This is a genomic window from Metabacillus sp. RB-C-LZQ-3-1 (assembly GCF_058315175.1).
In genome coordinates this window covers 172,126-188,273 of record NZ_JBZFLI010000010.1, presented here as the reverse complement: position 1 = coordinate 188,273, position 16,148 = coordinate 172,126, and the positions used below count along the sequence as shown (strand labels likewise).

Sequence of the window (16,148 nt, the reverse complement as noted above, 5' to 3'; positions counted from 1 at the left end):
ATGGTTAATGTTCAAATTAAAAAATTAAATGAAATTAACGATGAATTATCAGCCATTTCGAAAGAGTGTGAACGTGCATTTTCAGAGTGGGTGAAAGATAGAAGTAATACAAAGTTACTTAGAGATTATAAGGAACTTCTCGGGAAACGCGAGGAAATCATTAAAAAATTCAAATCCTATTTCATTATCCACTAATTGTATGAAGACTGACATTCCTAAGAATGTCAGTCTGTCAGTCTGTCAGTCCTTAATTATTACCCCACTCTTAACGGGCAGTAAGCCCCCCTCTTCAAGCTGCTGAGTTTACAAAGAGGGTAGTGGTGGATAACTGCCCGTAAAGGTCCGATTGGTTCAACTAACCATCAGTGGAGGATGAAGAAAACCTCCACTGATTGGAAGTTTCACTTTACCGTTTCTGTAAGATGACTACTTTTAAATAATTGCCTTCCTTGAACTCCTTCATTGTTTTAAAATCTTCGGGCAGGCTAAATTCTTCGAGGATTTTATAACGTTCCCCACTTTCTTGAAAAGCCGTCTCGATAAAACCTTTAAATTTCGCCATGCCAAATGTACTGCAATTTGAGGAAGCAACAATAATTCCATTTTTCTCGGTAATGTGAATTGCCTGTTTCAACAGCTCAGGATAATCCTTTCCTGCACTAAAGGTATGCTTCTTCGATCGAGCAAAGCTTGGTGGATCCAAAATGACCATATCGAATGTAAGATTCTTTCTAACCGCATACTTAAAATAATGAAAGACATCTTCAACAATAATGCTTTGTGCTTCATAGTCGAGTTGATTAACACTAAACTGTTCAATTGTTTTGGCTTTGCTTCGATTCGCAAGATCAACACTTGTTGTTTTAGTCGCTCCTCCGAGTGCTGCTGCAACAGAAAACGCTCCTGTATAAGAAAATGTATTTAATACATTTTTTCCTTTTGCATATTTATCACGGATTGTTTTTCGAACATCTCTCTGATCTAGAAAAACACCAACCATTGCCCCATCATTTAGATAAACAGCAAATCGAATCCCATTTTCCTTCACAATAAGAGGAAAATTAGCCCTCTCTCCTGTCACAAAGTCGTCATCCTCAATATATGTACCCTTTGTATCAAATCTTTTCTTTTCATAAATTCCTTTATAGTCCACTGCTTTGCTTAGTGAGTGAATGATTTCTTCTTTAAAAGAATAAATCCCTTCACTATACCAAGTTAACACATAATAACCATCTTCATAGCAATCAATTGTTAATCCGCCAATTCCGTCTCCTTCTCCGTTAAAAACACGAAAAGCAGTTGTATTTTGATCCTCATAAAAAGGCCGGCGTGCTTCAACCGCAACTTTAATCTTCTTATCAAAAAAGGACTGATCAATGACTTCCTTTTGGTTATGACTTAGAATCCAGCCTCTTCCTTTATTTTGTTTTCCGTAGTATCCCTTAGCAATAAATTGATTTTTTTCATCAAAAAGGTCAATGATCGTTCCTTCTTGTTTTAGGGCTTCACTGTTTTTGATTGCCTCTTTATTGATAAGAGGATATCCTGACTTAAACTGTTTTACATAGTTTGGTTTTACCTGTACTCGAATTGGATTAGCCATTTTTTCACCTGTACTTTATTTATTTCCGTCAAACGAATCTATTCTCCATCATACAGATTTTTTGTGAAAAAAGAAAACCCCTCTAGTAAAAAGAGGGGCTACCTTCTATCTTATACCCACCACATTTGAGATGGCTGGTCATTAATTAATACCGTTTTAAGGTTTGTAACTGCACGTTCGAAGCCTTCATCAATGGACATGATTGGATCTTCGTGCTCGATGCTCACAACGTAGTCATAGTTATACGTGCGAAGTGCACTCATAATATCGTTCCATTCTGTTAAGCTGTGTCCACAACCTACAGATCTAAATGTCCATGCTCTTGTTTGAACTTCGCCGTAAGGCTGCATGTCTGTTAATCCATACATATTTACATTGTCTTGGTCAATGTATGTATCTTTTGCATGGAAGTGGTGAATGGCATTTGCTTTTCCTAGAATTTTGATGGCTGCGACTGGATCAATTCCTTGCCACCATAGATGACTCGGATCCAGGTTAGCACCAATTGCTTCACATGTTGCTTCACGTAGTTTTAATAATGTATATGGAGTGTGAACTAAAAATCCGCCATGTAATTCCAAACCAATTTTCACATTATGCTCCTCTGCATAAGCTCCAACTTCTTTCCAGTAAGGAATTAATTTTTCTTCCCATTGCCACTTTAACACATCACCATATTCATTTGGCCATGGAGTAACAGGCCAGTTTGGATATTTCGCATCTTCACTGTCACCTGGTGTACCTGAGAATGTATTCACAACTGGTACATTCATTAATGATGCAAGTTTGATTGTTTTCATGATTGTTTCGTGATGGTCTTTTGCCATTTCTTTGTCTGGCGACAGCGGGTTTCCATGACAGCTGAATGCACTGATGATTAAGTCGCGTTCCTGAATTTTTGCTAAATATTCATTACGCTTTTCTTCACTTTCTAATAATGCATCTAGGTCGCAGTGCGTTCCTCCAGGATATCCGCCTGTTCCGATTTCTACTGCATGAAGACCTGATGCCTTCACATGATCTAACATCTCTTCAAAGGATTTATCATTAAAAAGAACTGTGAATACGCCTAATTTCATGGGAATTCCTCCTATAATTTGGATTAAACCTTCTGAATTTAGCAAACATTGTTGCTATGTAAAAAGTATTGGATTGGTTGATTTCCGCTTAGGATGCTCACTTTCCATGGTGTGTGCGATGACACCTTCCGCTCCAATCAACCTAATTCGTTCTCTTCTTAAAATAACCTATACAAAGAAACAATCTTACTTAAAAAGAATTTAGGAAATCAATATTAAGATTTTGTTCTTTCAGCAGATTGATAGATTTCATCGATAATCTGGGAAACTTGTAATGCTTCCTCAGGTTTTACGACTAACTCAGCTTCTCCTCGGCATGCATCAATGAAATTTTTCGCTTGAGCCTTGCCTGGATCATCTTCACCCGGCACCCAAGCTGCTTGGCTATTCATTAACATCCCGTTTTTCGCGGTGTAAAGTTCTAGAGGAAATACACTCAAACCACCGTCTGCTCCAGAGATACTAACATGTTCCTGATCGTCTAGTATATTTGCAGCCCATGATGTTTCCAATAAAAGTGAGGCACCATTTTCAAATTTAATGTATGCTGTCACATGATCATCCACATCAAAGGTTTCATGATCAAAAGTACCCCATTGATTCACACCATTCGGCGTCTTACTTAACACATTATATGTGCTGCCGTTTACTTCAACATGCTTCGGACTTCCCATTAACCAAATGGCTAAGTCTAGCAGATGGCAGCCATAATCGATTAAGCTTCCTCCACCTTGGAGTGATTTATTTGTGAACACACCCCAACCAGGTACTTTTCTTCTTCTCAACGCTTGAACTCTTGTGACAAGGGGAGTCCCCACTTCTTCCATCAATTGTTTAGCAGCTTGAGAGTTTTGCATAAAACGATAATGGTAGGCAATCGCTAATACTTTACCTGAACGCCTTGAAGCTTCTAGCATCCTTTCACATTCTTCTGCAGAAAGAGCCATAGGCTTCTCACAAAGAACATTCACTCCTGCCTCTAATGCAGCAATCGTAATTTCTGCGTGAAATTTATTTGGTGTACAAATGCATACTGCATCCACATGCTGAAACATTTCATGATAGTCTTCAAATACATGTTCAATTTGGTGTGTTGTTGCGACTTCCTGTGCTCTTTCTTTATTGACATCACTTACTGCTGTGATTTCACAGTCATCAGAAAAGCTTTGAAAAGCCGGGATATGGCGACCTTGTGCAATACCGCCAACACCAATTATTCCAATACGTAATTTACTCATTTTTATCACTCAAATACCTTAGCAATTGTTTTTGTTTCATTTGATTTAATCGCTGCTAGAATAACAGCTAATGATTTCATACCCTCTTCACCGTTAATTGGCGGCTCAGTGTTTTCTACAATTGATGTTACAAAGTTATCAATTACGTGAGTTGTGTTTTGGCCACCCTCATCGTTTGATTGAATTTTTCCTAATTCATAGTTCACAACTTCACCATTTGTGTATTGCACAACTAAAGAATATGTCGGATTGTCTTCTAAGCGTAAAATTGCTTTTTCACCATAAATGATCGTTGAATTATCCTCTTTCGCTGTATAAGACCAGCTTGCTGCAAGTGTTCCAATGATTCCGCTTTCTGTTTTGAGTGCACAAACAGCTGTGTCATCTACATCAGCGAAATCTTTTGCTGTTGTTTCAATAAATGCACCAACCTCAACAATTTCCTCTCCAAGTAAATAGCGCAATAAATCGGTTTTATGAACACCTAAGTCACCCATTGCACCGATATACGCTTTTTCTTTTTCAAAGAACCAGCTTTCTCTGCCATCAATGCTCCAGCCTTCAGGTCCCGGATGACCAAATGCAGTACGGAAGCTGTAAATTTTCCCAATTGCACCGCTTTCAATTAATTGTCTAGCAAGCTGATGTGAACGGACAAAACGTTGGTTATGAGCAATCATTAGCTTTTTATCATTCTTTTTCGCCGCTTCAATCATTGCATCTGCTTCTTCCTGAGAAGTTGCCATAGGTTTTTCACATAATACGTGAAGACCATTGTTTAATGCTTCAATTGAAATAGGAGCATGCAAGTAGTTTGGAGTACAAACACTTACGACATCTACTTCACCGCTATTAATAAGCTCTTTATAATCAGTAAATGCTTTTGCACCATACTTATTTGCTACTTCTTTTACTCGGTCTTCAACAATGTCACATACTGCAACTAATTCAACATTTTGATTTGCTGCATATTCAGGAAGATGACGATATTGCGCGATACTTCCACAACCAATAACTCCAACTCGTAATTTACCCATTTTACATTCCTCCATTTTTCATAAAAGGGACAATCCCCTTCTCAAGTTTCAGTTTATGATGGTTATTTTGCTGCAATTGTTTCTAATGGTTTAGCATTTCCATACACTGGACGCTTGCGGTTGACAGGGCTTACATATTTGACGCCATTTTTAATGACACGTTGAACTTGTTCATTATGATACGTAGGATATGTTTCATGTCCTGGGCGGAAATAGAACACCTTTCCGTTTCCACGTTTAAACACACATCCGCTTCTGAAAATTTCTCCACCTTCAAACCAGCTAGTAAAAACTAATTCGTCTGGAGCTGGAATATCAAAGTGCTCACCATACATTTCTTCTTTCTCAAGTTCAATGTATTCCCCAACACCTTCAGCAATTGGATGGCTAGGATCTACAACCCACAGACGCTCTTTTTCATCTGCTTCACGCCATTTTAAATCACAGCTAGTCCCCATTAACTTTTTGAAAATCTTAGAGAAATGTCCTGAGTGTAATACGACAAGGCCCATTCCATCTAACACTCTTTGTTGAACCTTTTCTACGATTGAATCCTCGACTTCACCATGAGCAAGATGGCCCCACCATACAAGTACATCTGTATTTTCTAGAACTTCATCAGTCAGCCCATGTTCAGCTTCATCTAATGTAGCTGTTCTTACTTCATAATTGTCTTCTTGTAAGAATTCTGCAATGGCACCGTGAATTCCTTTAGGATATATTTCATTTACGACTGGATTTTTCTTTTCATGTCTATTTTCATTCCATACTGTTACGTTTGTCATTTTTTTCACCCTAATCAAAATTTATTTGTTTGTTTATTTTTTTAGTGAACCGGTTAAAAAATTATGATTACACAATGAGATTAGATGAGTTCACCTCCTTAAAATGGTTGTTTTTTCATCGTAGAACCTCTGACAACCAATTCTACAGAAAGCATGATTTCTTCTGACTTTACGTCTTCATTTTCTATTACATGAATAGCCGTTTCTGCTGCAACAGCCCCTTTACGAAACACATCTTGGCGAATCGTCGTTAAGCTTGGTGAAGAATAGCGGCTGATCATCAAATCGTCAAACCCGACGATTGAAATCTCATCCGGAATTTTTACTCCATGATCATTTGCAGATTTCATAATTCCCAAAGCTGTAATATCCGATGAAGTAAAAATACCTGTAAATCGTTTATTTTTCACTAGTTCATTTCCAATTAAATAGCCATTCTCAAATGAGTTATATCTTCCTTCAATAACCATTTCGTCCTTAAATGGCAAATTCCCTTCAGCTAAAGCTCGTTTAAACCCTAAAAATCTTTGGCCATCTACAGCGTAATCAATTTTCCCATTCGGTATAAAACAAATATTTTTATGACCTAATTCAATCAAATGCTTTGTGCCTAAATATCCCCCTAGTTCATCATCAATTCGAATATTATGATATTGACTAACATAATTTTCGAAGGAGTCTATGAACACAAGTGGTATAGATAGCGTTTTCATTTCTTCGGATAAGTTTAAAGGGAATTTCCCTAAAACGATTAATCCATCTAGATTTCTCTTCATCACCCAATTTTTACATTCCTCTGATTTAGAAATGCCGGAAATAACAAAATCATATCCGTTTTTGCGGCAAATATATTCAACTCCACTTAGAAGCTCACTAAAGTAAGGATTTTCCTTAAAAATAGGTGCAAGAGTATCTCCTATGAGCGGCATGATCACACCAATCATATTTGATTTTCGTTTCGATAAGCTAATTGCCGTAAAATCTGGCTGATAGTTTAACTGATTGATAGAAAGCAAAACTCTTTCCTTCGTTTCTTCTGATACTTTATTGATCCCATTCAGCACATAAGAAACGGTTGCAGGAGAAACCCCAGCATGTTTTGCTACATCTCGTATTGTAATTTTTTGGTTCATTTTCCCTCCGGTTAAACGGTTAACTAACTTTGATGCCATTATATAATGAACTTACGCCTAAGATCAAGAACAAAAAATAAACAAATGATTTCTAGAAAAAAATTGTATGAAAGAACCTCTATTATTATGATCAGAGGTTCTTCATTCGTACTTTATTTTTTAGGTGCAGAACTACTTTCTCGTCTAACCAATTCTGTACTTAGGACAGCTTTGATAGGTATTTTTCTCCCTTTTAAACGATCATATAAAAGTTTAACAGCCGTTTTTCCCATTTCATCGGTATGAATTTTTACTGTTGATAATGGAGGATTTAAAAATTCTGCAGCCTCTATATCATTAAATCCAACAATTGATAGATCCTGCGGTACTTTAATTTTCGCTTCATGAAGGGCTCTCATTGCCCCGATAGCCATTTGATCACTTGCACAAACTAAAGCCGTTGGCAATGTACCTGCTTCGATGAATTTCTTCATGTACTGATAGCCTCCTGTTGCTCCCCATTCCCCTATTTGAACAAGCTCTGGCCGATAAAGCTGTTTTTGCTTCATTACTTTCTCATAGGCAGAGTTCCTAATATCTTGGAGTTCTCCCATAGATTTATTATCGTATAACCTGTTAAAAGTATCATTCCCTCCAATAAATCCAATCTTCGTATGGCCTAACTCAAACAAATAGTCGAGAACATCTTCGGTTGCTTTATCCAAACCCGATGCTACGACATCATATTCACCTGTTTCTGGTAAATGGTTAATAAACACAATATTTTTATGGCCCTGACAATATTCCTGAACAGATGAAGGTTCAATTCCGCCAATGACGATCACACCATCTAATTTTTTTAATTCGTCAAATGAAGCGCCATTTCCGGCATTAATGACTGTCTTTATTTTTAAGGGAAACTTTGAACACGCCATCTCTATCCCTAGGCGAATAGTCATAAAATAAGGGTCTTGTACCTCTTCCTCTTGTGTAATAGCTGAGACAATGCCAATTTCATATACATCTGAATTTTTATTCGTGTTTCTTTTCCTTGTTGGCTTATAGTTTAAAATGGCCGCAGCCTCTAACACTCTCTTTCTTGTCTCTTCTCCAACAGATAATGTTGCATCATTGTTTAAAATTCTTGAAACTGCTGCTGGTGATACTCCTGCTTTTTCTGCTATATCTTTTATCGTTGCCATGTCGTCACCTAATTCTTTAGTAAAATCTAATGTTTTTTTATGATGAAACGAATTCTATTTCTTTCATGGTTTTTACGATCCTGGACAAGGATGATTCTATCCATTTTATGATTATATATTTACTAAATATTATACGTTTACATCTCTAATTTTACTAGTTTTTCATTCGATAGATTAAGGAGAATTTCTTTATGATGTATAAATTATTTTATTTTGACCATACTGCTATTATCTTAGTAGATTGCGAGGTAAATATAATGATAAAAAGTATTGTTCCTGCTATCTTTTTAGTTTTTTTCACATTTGTTGGATTTAGTGTTTATTTTCTTTATCAATTAGGTGTTTTTACTGTTAAAGTGATGGTCTATACTTTATAAAAAGGCTGTTTTTGTTGTTTTGTAATAAGTGTCTAAGAATGGGCTGATTGGAGCTCCAGGCTGCTCATCTTAAAGTGGGCGTGCGGTGAGCTTTAAAAAACAACAGGTTATTTTTTAAAAATTAAGCACATATTAATACAGGTGTTCTTGTACACCAATAACAACGATGCGGGGGAAATGTCATGAATATTCGTGAAGGAGTCATACCAACAGCATTAGGTTCAGTTGTCACAGCTACTGGATATGCATTAAAACAAAGACGCGGCTCAAATAAAATGGTCGCTAATACTGTTTTCGGTTTTGGACTAGCTCACGTAGTATTAGGTGCCATTGACCTTGTGCAACATCGACGTTAAGTACTATAAAAGCGCAAGCGCCTTGTTTAGCCCCGAGGGGCTGAACAAGGCGCTTGATGTCAAAGACAATAAGGGTGAGCTATCTAACAGCTTACCCTTTTTCTATTCAACAGCATTTGCCACATCATAGAGACTCAAATCAATTTCTACTTCCTTATCCAACGCAAGATTTGCAAGCTCCATGCCGAGGTAAGGACCACTCGTTAAACCTGAAGCACCTAACCCGTTTGCTAGAAGAATCCCTTCAAATTCAGGGAGTGACCCGATGACAGGTAAGAAACCTGGAGTAAATGGCCTGAACCCGACTCTTGTTTCTAAATGAGTGCTTTCATGTAAGCCGGGAGCAACTTCTAATGCTTTCGTTAAGATCTCTTGTAGACCACCTGCTGTCACTCGGCCATCAAATCCCGCTTCATCTTCATGAGTTGCTCCGACAACAACCCTGCCTTGTTCAAAGGCTAAGATATATTGATTATTAGGCGGCATAACAACAGGCCAAGAACCCGTATCTTCACTAGGCATTTCAAGATGAACGATTTGAGCTTTTTGCGGAGTAACCAAAAACTTCTTGCCTAGAGTATGTATCAATTCGTTTGACCAAGCACCGCCAGTAACAAGAACCTGCTCAGCCTGCAGTGCTTCATTCTCTATCTGTACTCCATTTACTTGGTTACCTTCATGAATTAACGAAACAGCATTTCCTTCAATAAAAGTGGCACCATTCTTTTTAGCCCCTTGAACTAATGCATTTCGAAGGGCTCTCCCGTTGACTCGTGCTCCCCCACTTACATATACAGCACCATATTCAGGTGATAGTGGAGGAAATAGCGCTTTTGTTTCCTCAGGGGTCAATACCTCTATATCACCGATTTCCGGCGCATCTTCCCTTCGTTTTCGGGCGCGTTCAGCCATTTTTTCAAGTTTTTCGGGATCTTGGTGTAAGCTTATCGCACCAACTCGACTATATCCCGTCTCAGTTTCTCCATCTTCTTCTAGCTTCTTTATTAATTTAGGGTAGTAACGAGCACCATTTTTCACAAGCTGATACCATGCTTTATTACGGCGTTGAGATAGCCATGGACAAACAATTCCCGCTGCTGCGTCTGTTGCTTGCCCCTTATCCTTTCGATCGATCACTGTTACATCCGCCCCAGCCTTTGCTAAATGATAAGCTGCAGATGCCCCTAAAATTCCTGCTCCAATGACGATTACCTTTTTCAATGAAAACACCTTTTCTTTCATCTAACGTTTTTTACTATTTTACTTTACATTGAAGCAAGACTCAATTTCGCTGGCGATGTTAGGATTCTTAACATAAAAAAAGAGAATACATTCGTATCCTCTTTATATCCGACTCATTTCATTTTTAGTATGTGAATACAGTTCTTACTGTTAAGATTATAAATGTGATAAAGCCAACTCTAGATTTTTTCATGTCAACAGCCCCTTTACCTTTTTGTTATCTTAACTATATAAAAGATAAAAGAGGCATTCCACATTCATGTTATATTTTGTGACATTATTTTTCGAAAATTCCAATTTCTTAAACTCCAAATATCGCTACATATTGATTTTGCAGGTTAAACCTGTTATTTTCCCAGCCTAACGTATTTAACACATAGCCTAAAGCATCTGCATTATATCTTCCAGCAATTTTTTGATAAGCTAATAATTCAAATACATGATTGGAGTCAAAATCCACTGGATATAAACCACTTAAAGGGTTCACAAATCCTGTAATGGGAGACTTCAACTTCCCGCTCGCATCGTATATTTCATTCAAATATTCAGGATCCCTCAACGAAATATCAATCATATACGTTAGATTATTTTTCTCACTGGTCACCTTTACTTCGTAGTCATTTTGATACAAAACGCTATATTTGTATTCTTCATTATAAACATTTGAATTAAAGAGGATTTTTGGGTTGTTATTTATAAATGAGTAAAGAAAATGATTGATTATACCGCCGCTTCCTCCTGTAGGAAGGCTAATAAGAATATCAGCAACACCATCTCCGGTGAAATCTCCTATAAATAGAGATGGATTATACCCTCCATTTTCAGGTAGCGAAACAGAAGTTACCTTACCTGTTCTTCCGTCTTGGACGTGAAGAGTGATCTGTTGAATAAATGGGCTATCAGGAGTCTTAATCCCTGTTAAATACACCTGATCAGGTATTTTATCACCTGTTACATCTCCCACACCATATGCCACAACACTCTGAGTAGCTCGATAAACATACATAATCCACCGCCCCTTTTCATGATGATCTTTATCATACATCCTATGGGCGATTAGAAATCTTGCTACTGGTTCTTTAAGGAAAACATTCCATATTATATTTTAGCCGTTTTTTAAAATCAACAGTTGTTACAAATCAGCTAACGCAATCACTTTTCCCGTTAAAGCATTCACTCCATACTTACAGTCTATTTTTCCACATAGTACATATTGTTTTTGTGAAAAATCGTAAACATAAATAGGCTTTAACTCAAACAAGTCTTTTATTTTCTCAAAAGCTTCTTCCTTTTTAATCGGTATCTTCTCATACGCTTGAAATTCATCAAAAATCTCTAACATCGATTTGTTATCCATATCATTCATTACTTGAAGGGTCTTGGCATCAATAATAAGCATCAACTTTCTTTGAAACACACGGTTATCCTGTTTATTCGTCCTTAGAATGGCATGGATGTACCCTTTTTCACGATGAAGGGTTTTGAGGATCCATATACCAGTGTCATTTGGATATGCCTGGCGTAAAAAATCTGTTACTGCTATGATACATGTTTCTTCCTCTTCCTTTGAGATTGGAAAAGAATCCGGAGACTGCTCAAAGGCATATGCTTGTTCTACAGAAACCTCTTCATTCCACGTTAATTCTTTTTGATTAAACGTTTGTTTAAGTGGCTCATTCCAATAAATTGGTTTATCTATTTTCACATATGAGTTTGCGTCAGCAAAGACTTCAAACGGAATCGTTGACGTTTGATCGTTTTTGACATAAATCTCTTCTACCGCAAAAACAGGTAATAATCGCTTTTGTTCAAATAAAGGGAATTCAATTAGCTTCAATTGTTCATTTGCTAAATGCTCGATCTTTTCAAAGGTCAGAGAATATTCCTCCTCTCTAACCATTTGCTTAGAAGGAAATTGACCGTGAATAGAGAAGAAAGTAAGCTTCCCCTCTTTATTAAAATGAAGTTCGATATAGCCTGACGGAGATACAGCTACACCATCAATGCATTCCATAAAATGAAACTCTGCCTCAACTTCCTTACGCAGGTTGAATTGTTTTCCGTAAGTTAGACCTGTTTCCTGTTCAATCCAATTGATGATGTCTTTTTTAGTAAAATGAGCGAATGACACTCCATTTTGTGCATAAGTCTTTCCCATGACAAAAATAACGCTTGTGAATTTATGAGTATGTATATCTATTTCAATAACAGCTGCACCTTCTGGATTTGAGCCGTCTTTATTAACAGTTTCATGGTTAGGAAACCATTCCATACTTAATGTATAAACGGTGTCATTGAAGAAATTTACTTTTCTATAAATCTCATATGTTTGTAAGGAATAGCTGTCCAAACCAAATTTCATCTTTGTTAGGTTTACTAATTCTTGTATTCTTTCATCCATTTCCTCATCCCCTATCATTTGTGAACTTAGTTGGAATATTTCCATGCGTAATACGTCATATTTAAAAATACTACCGCTATATATAATGATCCGATTAAAGTTAATAAATGATAAGCCGAAATCGTGACAAAACCTAGGTAAGGGTTAATACACAATAATAAGATAAAGATCATCCCTACCATCCAAAAATAACTAATATAAACACCACGTTCCCTTATTTTTTGAGCGCGTTCGTCCTTGGCAGCAAAATGACCAGATAAATACGCTAAACAAAAACACATGATGGCCAATGCAACAAGCATTAATCCTTCAGGGAATTTTCCAACTGAAAGAAAAGCCCCGTTCACCACTATTGCATTCAACAGCATAATAACACCCAATATTAGAAAGATTAATCTGCTATTTTTCATGTTTAACCCCCTTGTCTAAAAAGGAACTTTGTACCTTTTTGAATGAAAAGAACCTAGTACATTAGTTAACCTCAATGATTACTACGTGTTTATTAGAGGAAGGTTCCGACTTTTAAAAAGGAAAGTGAGAAAAAGAGATAAAAACAAGCCCACATTTTCATTTAAGAATTATTTAATAAATGCTTTAGGTTTAGATAAGAAATTGGGGTTATTGTTTGTTGTGTAAGAATTTTATTAATAGAAAGAGGTTGATCATCATGTCAAACAATAACCGATATAAAGGTTTAAATTGGAAACTCATTGCTGTACTTTCTGCTATTGCCCTTTCAAGACCAATTATGAGTATGACAGGAATATCTGAAGCAATCGGGAAACCAGTCACAAGTATTACTTCAACCATTATGATCACATTCATATGGATCACGGCAGTTGTCATCAAAAACGAACCAAAACCGCTACTAACATTACTTTTCGCCGGGATGGGTTACGGTATATTCGCAATCATCATTAGTGGTATCTTTTCACCGATCCTAACGGGTCACTTACAAGGACCGCTAACGAATCCATTTGCATTTGTCAGTGTTTTAGCAACAAACGCTATATGGGGATTACTATCAGGGGCAATCGCCATGATGTTTATAAAAATAAAACAACATGCATGATTGAAAAACTGATAGAAAAACAGACCTATTATTTCATATTTAATAATTATTTAAGAATTTACTAAGAAGTGATTTAGAATTGCCACTTATGATGGACACAAATAAAAATTACTGGAGGTCATTTACTTGGAAGTGAATAATCTTAGAATTCGTGTTGGGAGACTCAGTTATTTCATTTTGGCCATTTTATTTACACTATGTATCTTGGCACAGATTTACTTGGCTGGGATGGCCGTCTTTATGAGCCCTGTCAATTGGGCGAAGCACATCATGTTTGTCCACTTGTTTGGTTTTAATTTACCAGTTTTAATGCTTATCTTTGCATTTGTAGGAGCCCTGCCACGCTGGGCATACTGGCATCTATTTGGATTCCTTGTATCCATATTCCTTATGTACTTTACAGCAAATATTAGAGCTGTCATACCATGGGTTGGGCCAATGCACGCTGTTTTTGCCTGTATTTTATTTGTTTTATCAAGTATCACTGTTTTAAAGACTTGGAAAATCATTTTTAATAAAAGAAAGAGGGATTAAAATTGAGATTATTACTATCTATTTTAGTAGGAATTACTGGCGGCTTTATTCTTGGAATTGCCTTGTCCAGTATGATTGGTATAGTTGGAATGATTTTGTTTCATGAACCGATTGGGATCAAGTATCTTCCTTACTTTACTGCTTTGCTTTGTGCAATTGTGGTCCCGATCTGGAACAACAAATAGGGCTGCCGAACACAATCCTATATCCTTCCCTTATAATGGACACAATAATTTAGAACTTAAAACGCTAGCAGGTGATCATGTTGTCAATCAAGAAACGATTACTATTGTCTAATATCGGTATGGTTGTTATTCCAATTATTTGTTTCTTATTATTAGAAATTGTTTTGGGCTATCTGCTTTTTGTTGTATTTAACGGGAATCCTCAAGGCGATGACTTAAGAATGTTTATCAATCTTCGTTTTATTGGCATGATCCTAATATTAGCTATTACAAATGGTTTCTTAACTTTTTATGTATCAAAAAGTATCATCATGCCAATTAAGAAACTTTCCATTGCTGCAAAGAAAATAAGTAACGGGGATTTAGACTATAGTGTAAAATCCACCAAGAATGATGAACTTGGTGAGCTTAGTAATACATTTGAGGAGATGCGATTAAAACTTAAAGATGCAAAAATGGCCCAGATGCGCTATGAACAAAACCGGCAGGAACTGATAGCCAGTATCTCCCACGATCTTAAAACACCATTAACATCCATCAAAGGTTATGTAAAAGGCATTCAAGATGGAGTGGCAAATACTCCGGAAAAACTAGAACGTTATATGAACATCGTCTATAAAACGGCACAAGATATGGATGGACTTATAGATGAATTATTTCTATATTCTAAATTAGATTTAAAGCGAGAGTCTTTTCACTTTGAGAAAGTAGACTTATATTCTTTTTTTGCAGATTTTATTGAGGAACTCGCGTTACACTTAGAAAGTGAACAAGGTTCAGCAGAGCTTTTTGCAGATAAAAGCAAGTTATATCTTGTGGAAGCTGACCGGGAAAAATTAAGACGGGTTGTCTCAAATATCATTCAAAACAGCCTGAAATACATGGATAAGGAAAATAAAAAAATCCAAGTCCACTTATCCTCAGGCAATGATTCAATCCTCGTCAAAATGAGCGATAATGGAAGCGGTATAAGGCAGGAAGATCTTCCATTTATTTTTGAAAGCTTTTATCGTACGGATGCTTCCAGAAACTCTTCAACTGGCGGAAGCGGCCTTGGATTATCGATCGCTAAAAAAATAATTGAACAACATGGCGGATCGATTTGGGCTGAAAGTGAACGAGGTAAAGGCACAAGTGTTTATTTTCAACTAAAAAAGGTGGTATAAATGCCAAAGATATTAATTATTGAGGATGAAGTAAATATTGCAGAATTAGAACGAGATTATCTAGAGGTTAATGGATTTGAAAGTGACATTGCCATAACTGGTGAAGAAGGATTAAAACTCGCGATGACGAACACCTATAGTCTAATTATTCTAGACTTAATGCTCCCAGGAATGAATGGATTTGAATTATGCAAAAAGCTGAGACAAACATTGGATATCCCCATCCTTATGGTAACAGCCCGAAAAGAAGACATTGACAAAATTCGGGGGTTTGATCGAGGTGCAGACGACTATATCGAAAAACCGTTTAACCCAAATGAGCTAGTCGCAAGAGTAAAGGGACATATTTCAAGATACAATCGGTTAATCAATCGGGAACCAAAACAACATGACATCCAAATCGGAGACCTTCTCATTCAGCTTGACTCAAGACGAGTGTTTAAAAACAATGAAGAAAGAATCCTTACGGCCAAAGAATTTGATCTATTAACATTTTTGGCTACAAACCCAAACATTGTTTTTACGAAAGAATACTTAATGGAACGAATCTGGGGATATGACTCAATCGGCGATGTCAACACCGTCACCGTCCACATCAGGAAAATAAGGGAAAAAATCGAGGAATCCCCTTCACATCCACAATTTATCGAAACAATTTGGGGTGTAGGTTATCGGTTTAAGAAATAATTGGCTGAGAACCTCATCCCTTACCTTTTTAATGACCCCTAGTAAAAAGAAGCAGAGTAAACCCCTGCTCCT

Annotated in this window: 19 protein-coding genes; 8 read left to right on the top strand and 11 right to left on the bottom strand. The window is 36.8% G+C overall.

Annotation, left to right across the window (positions count from 1 at the left end; genetic code table 11):
• A complete protein-coding gene (locus AC4GZ8_RS16815; protein ID WP_491083044.1) occupies nt 1-195 on the top strand; it encodes a hypothetical protein in 195 nt (64 codons plus the stop codon).
• A 211-nt stretch (nt 196-406) separates the two neighbouring features.
• On the opposite strand, the gene AC4GZ8_RS16810 is transcribed toward AC4GZ8_RS16815, so the two are convergent.
• The 7 genes from AC4GZ8_RS16810 to AC4GZ8_RS16780 form a co-directional block, all read right to left on the bottom strand.
• Nucleotides 407-1,603 carry a class I SAM-dependent rRNA methyltransferase gene (locus AC4GZ8_RS16810; protein ID WP_491083043.1) on the bottom strand — a complete coding sequence of 399 codons (1,197 nt, stop codon included), beginning with the start codon at nt 1,601-1,603 and terminating at the stop codon, nt 407-409.
• 110 nt (nt 1,604-1,713) lie between these two features.
• Entirely contained in the window at nt 1,714-2,682 is a 969-nt protein-coding gene (locus AC4GZ8_RS16805; protein WP_491083042.1) for a sugar phosphate isomerase/epimerase family protein, read from the bottom strand.
• Between the two features lie 215 nt (nt 2,683-2,897).
• Nucleotides 2,898-3,920 carry a Gfo/Idh/MocA family protein gene (locus AC4GZ8_RS16800; protein ID WP_491083041.1) on the bottom strand — a complete coding sequence of 341 codons (1,023 nt, stop codon included), beginning with the start codon at nt 3,918-3,920 and terminating at the stop codon, nt 2,898-2,900.
• Between the two features lie 5 nt (nt 3,921-3,925).
• Entirely contained in the window at nt 3,926-4,957 is a 1,032-nt protein-coding gene (locus AC4GZ8_RS16795; RefSeq protein ID WP_491083040.1) for a Gfo/Idh/MocA family protein, read from the bottom strand.
• A gap of 62 nt (nt 4,958-5,019) precedes the next feature.
• Nucleotides 5,020-5,742 (bottom strand): ThuA domain-containing protein, encoded by a 723-nt coding sequence (locus AC4GZ8_RS16790; protein ID WP_491083039.1) that lies wholly within the window; start codon nt 5,740-5,742, stop codon nt 5,020-5,022.
• Nucleotides 5,743-5,840: 98 nt separating this feature from the next.
• Nucleotides 5,841-6,875 carry a LacI family DNA-binding transcriptional regulator gene (locus tag AC4GZ8_RS16785; protein ID WP_491083038.1) on the bottom strand — a complete coding sequence of 345 codons (1,035 nt, stop codon included), beginning with the start codon at nt 6,873-6,875 and terminating at the stop codon, nt 5,841-5,843.
• 152 nt (nt 6,876-7,027) lie between these two features.
• A complete protein-coding gene (locus AC4GZ8_RS16780) occupies nt 7,028-8,056 on the bottom strand; it encodes a LacI family DNA-binding transcriptional regulator (RefSeq protein ID WP_491083037.1) in 1,029 nt (342 codons plus the stop codon).
• 191 nt (nt 8,057-8,247) lie between these two features.
• Between AC4GZ8_RS16780 and AC4GZ8_RS16775 the strand changes: the two genes are divergently transcribed.
• Together AC4GZ8_RS16775 and AC4GZ8_RS16770 are read left to right on the top strand one after the other, a co-directional pair.
• Entirely contained in the window at nt 8,248-8,433 is a 186-nt protein-coding gene (locus AC4GZ8_RS16775) for a hypothetical protein (protein WP_491083036.1), read from the top strand.
• A gap of 182 nt (nt 8,434-8,615) precedes the next feature.
• Entirely contained in the window at nt 8,616-8,789 is a 174-nt protein-coding gene (locus AC4GZ8_RS16770; protein ID WP_491083035.1) for an asparagine synthase, read from the top strand.
• Nucleotides 8,790-8,891: 102 nt separating this feature from the next.
• On the opposite strand, the gene AC4GZ8_RS16765 is transcribed toward AC4GZ8_RS16770, so the two are convergent.
• The 4 genes from AC4GZ8_RS16765 to AC4GZ8_RS16750 all read right to left on the bottom strand — a co-directional run bounded on the left by AC4GZ8_RS16765 (nt 8,892) and on the right by AC4GZ8_RS16750 (nt 12,842).
• Complete coding sequence (locus tag AC4GZ8_RS16765) at nt 8,892-10,010, bottom strand: NAD(P)/FAD-dependent oxidoreductase (RefSeq protein ID WP_491083034.1); 1,119 nt, start codon at nt 10,008-10,010, stop codon at nt 8,892-8,894.
• Nucleotides 10,011-10,332: 322 nt separating this feature from the next.
• A complete protein-coding gene (locus AC4GZ8_RS16760) occupies nt 10,333-11,037 on the bottom strand; it encodes a YybI family spore inner coat protein (RefSeq protein WP_491083033.1) in 705 nt (234 codons plus the stop codon).
• A gap of 126 nt (nt 11,038-11,163) precedes the next feature.
• Nucleotides 11,164-12,432 (bottom strand): hypothetical protein, encoded by a 1,269-nt coding sequence (locus AC4GZ8_RS16755; RefSeq protein ID WP_491083032.1) that lies wholly within the window; start codon nt 12,430-12,432, stop codon nt 11,164-11,166.
• Nucleotides 12,433-12,458: 26 nt separating this feature from the next.
• Nucleotides 12,459-12,842 carry a hypothetical protein gene (locus tag AC4GZ8_RS16750; RefSeq protein WP_491083031.1) on the bottom strand — a complete coding sequence of 128 codons (384 nt, stop codon included), beginning with the start codon at nt 12,840-12,842 and terminating at the stop codon, nt 12,459-12,461.
• A gap of 257 nt (nt 12,843-13,099) precedes the next feature.
• On the opposite strand from AC4GZ8_RS16750, the gene AC4GZ8_RS16745 reads away from it, so the two are divergent.
• The 5 genes from AC4GZ8_RS16745 to AC4GZ8_RS16725 all read left to right on the top strand — a co-directional run bounded on the left by AC4GZ8_RS16745 (nt 13,100) and on the right by AC4GZ8_RS16725 (nt 16,076).
• The gene (locus tag AC4GZ8_RS16745; protein WP_491083030.1) at nt 13,100-13,504 is read left to right on the top strand and encodes a hypothetical protein; all 405 of its coding nucleotides are present in this window, start codon (nt 13,100-13,102) and stop codon (nt 13,502-13,504) included.
• Between the two features lie 132 nt (nt 13,505-13,636).
• Complete coding sequence (locus AC4GZ8_RS16740; RefSeq protein ID WP_491083066.1) at nt 13,637-14,038, top strand: DUF6220 domain-containing protein; 402 nt, start codon at nt 13,637-13,639, stop codon at nt 14,036-14,038.
• 2 nt (nt 14,039-14,040) lie between these two features.
• Nucleotides 14,041-14,223 carry a DUF5957 family protein gene (locus AC4GZ8_RS16735; RefSeq protein WP_491083029.1) on the top strand — a complete coding sequence of 61 codons (183 nt, stop codon included), beginning with the start codon at nt 14,041-14,043 and terminating at the stop codon, nt 14,221-14,223.
• A gap of 80 nt (nt 14,224-14,303) precedes the next feature.
• Nucleotides 14,304-15,389 carry a sensor histidine kinase gene (locus tag AC4GZ8_RS16730; protein WP_491083028.1) on the top strand — a complete coding sequence of 362 codons (1,086 nt, stop codon included), beginning with the start codon at nt 14,304-14,306 and terminating at the stop codon, nt 15,387-15,389.
• On the top strand, nt 15,390-16,076 hold the full coding sequence (locus AC4GZ8_RS16725; protein WP_491083027.1) for a response regulator transcription factor: 687 nt from the start codon (nt 15,390-15,392) through the stop codon (nt 16,074-16,076).
• Nucleotides 16,077-16,148 lie beyond the last annotated feature (72 nt).

Bases quoted from the DNA above. Each gene is read 5' to 3' on its own strand.
- AC4GZ8_RS16750 (WP_491083031.1), bottom strand. From the start codon at position 12,842: ATGAAAAATAGCAGATTAATCTTTCTAATATTGGGTGTTATTATGCTG.
- AC4GZ8_RS16795 (WP_491083040.1), bottom strand. From the start codon at position 4,957: ATGGGTAAATTACGAGTTGGAGTTATTGGTTGTGGAAGTATCGCGCAA.
- AC4GZ8_RS16755 (WP_491083032.1), bottom strand. From the start codon at position 12,432: ATGGATGAAAGAATACAAGAATTAGTAAACCTAACAAAGATGAAATTT.
- AC4GZ8_RS16785 (WP_491083038.1), bottom strand. From the start codon at position 6,875: ATGAACCAAAAAATTACAATACGAGATGTAGCAAAACATGCTGGGGTT.
- AC4GZ8_RS16775 (WP_491083036.1), top strand. From the start codon at position 8,248: ATGATGTATAAATTATTTTATTTTGACCATACTGCTATTATCTTAGTA.
- AC4GZ8_RS16725 (WP_491083027.1), top strand. From the start codon at position 15,390: ATGCCAAAGATATTAATTATTGAGGATGAAGTAAATATTGCAGAATTA.
- AC4GZ8_RS16800 (WP_491083041.1), bottom strand. From the start codon at position 3,920: ATGAGTAAATTACGTATTGGAATAATTGGTGTTGGCGGTATTGCACAA.
- AC4GZ8_RS16810 (WP_491083043.1), bottom strand. From the start codon at position 1,603: ATGGCTAATCCAATTCGAGTACAGGTAAAACCAAACTATGTAAAACAG.
- AC4GZ8_RS16805 (WP_491083042.1), bottom strand. From the start codon at position 2,682: ATGAAATTAGGCGTATTCACAGTTCTTTTTAATGATAAATCCTTTGAA.
- AC4GZ8_RS16745 (WP_491083030.1), top strand. From the start codon at position 13,100: ATGTCAAACAATAACCGATATAAAGGTTTAAATTGGAAACTCATTGCT.
- AC4GZ8_RS16790 (WP_491083039.1), bottom strand. From the start codon at position 5,742: ATGACAAACGTAACAGTATGGAATGAAAATAGACATGAAAAGAAAAAT.
- AC4GZ8_RS16815 (WP_491083044.1), top strand. From the start codon at position 1: ATGGTTAATGTTCAAATTAAAAAATTAAATGAAATTAACGATGAATTA.
- AC4GZ8_RS16780 (WP_491083037.1), bottom strand. From the start codon at position 8,056: ATGGCAACGATAAAAGATATAGCAGAAAAAGCAGGAGTATCACCAGCA.
- AC4GZ8_RS16770 (WP_491083035.1), top strand. From the start codon at position 8,616: ATGAATATTCGTGAAGGAGTCATACCAACAGCATTAGGTTCAGTTGTC.
- AC4GZ8_RS16760 (WP_491083033.1), bottom strand. From the start codon at position 11,037: ATGTATGTTTATCGAGCTACTCAGAGTGTTGTGGCATATGGTGTGGGA.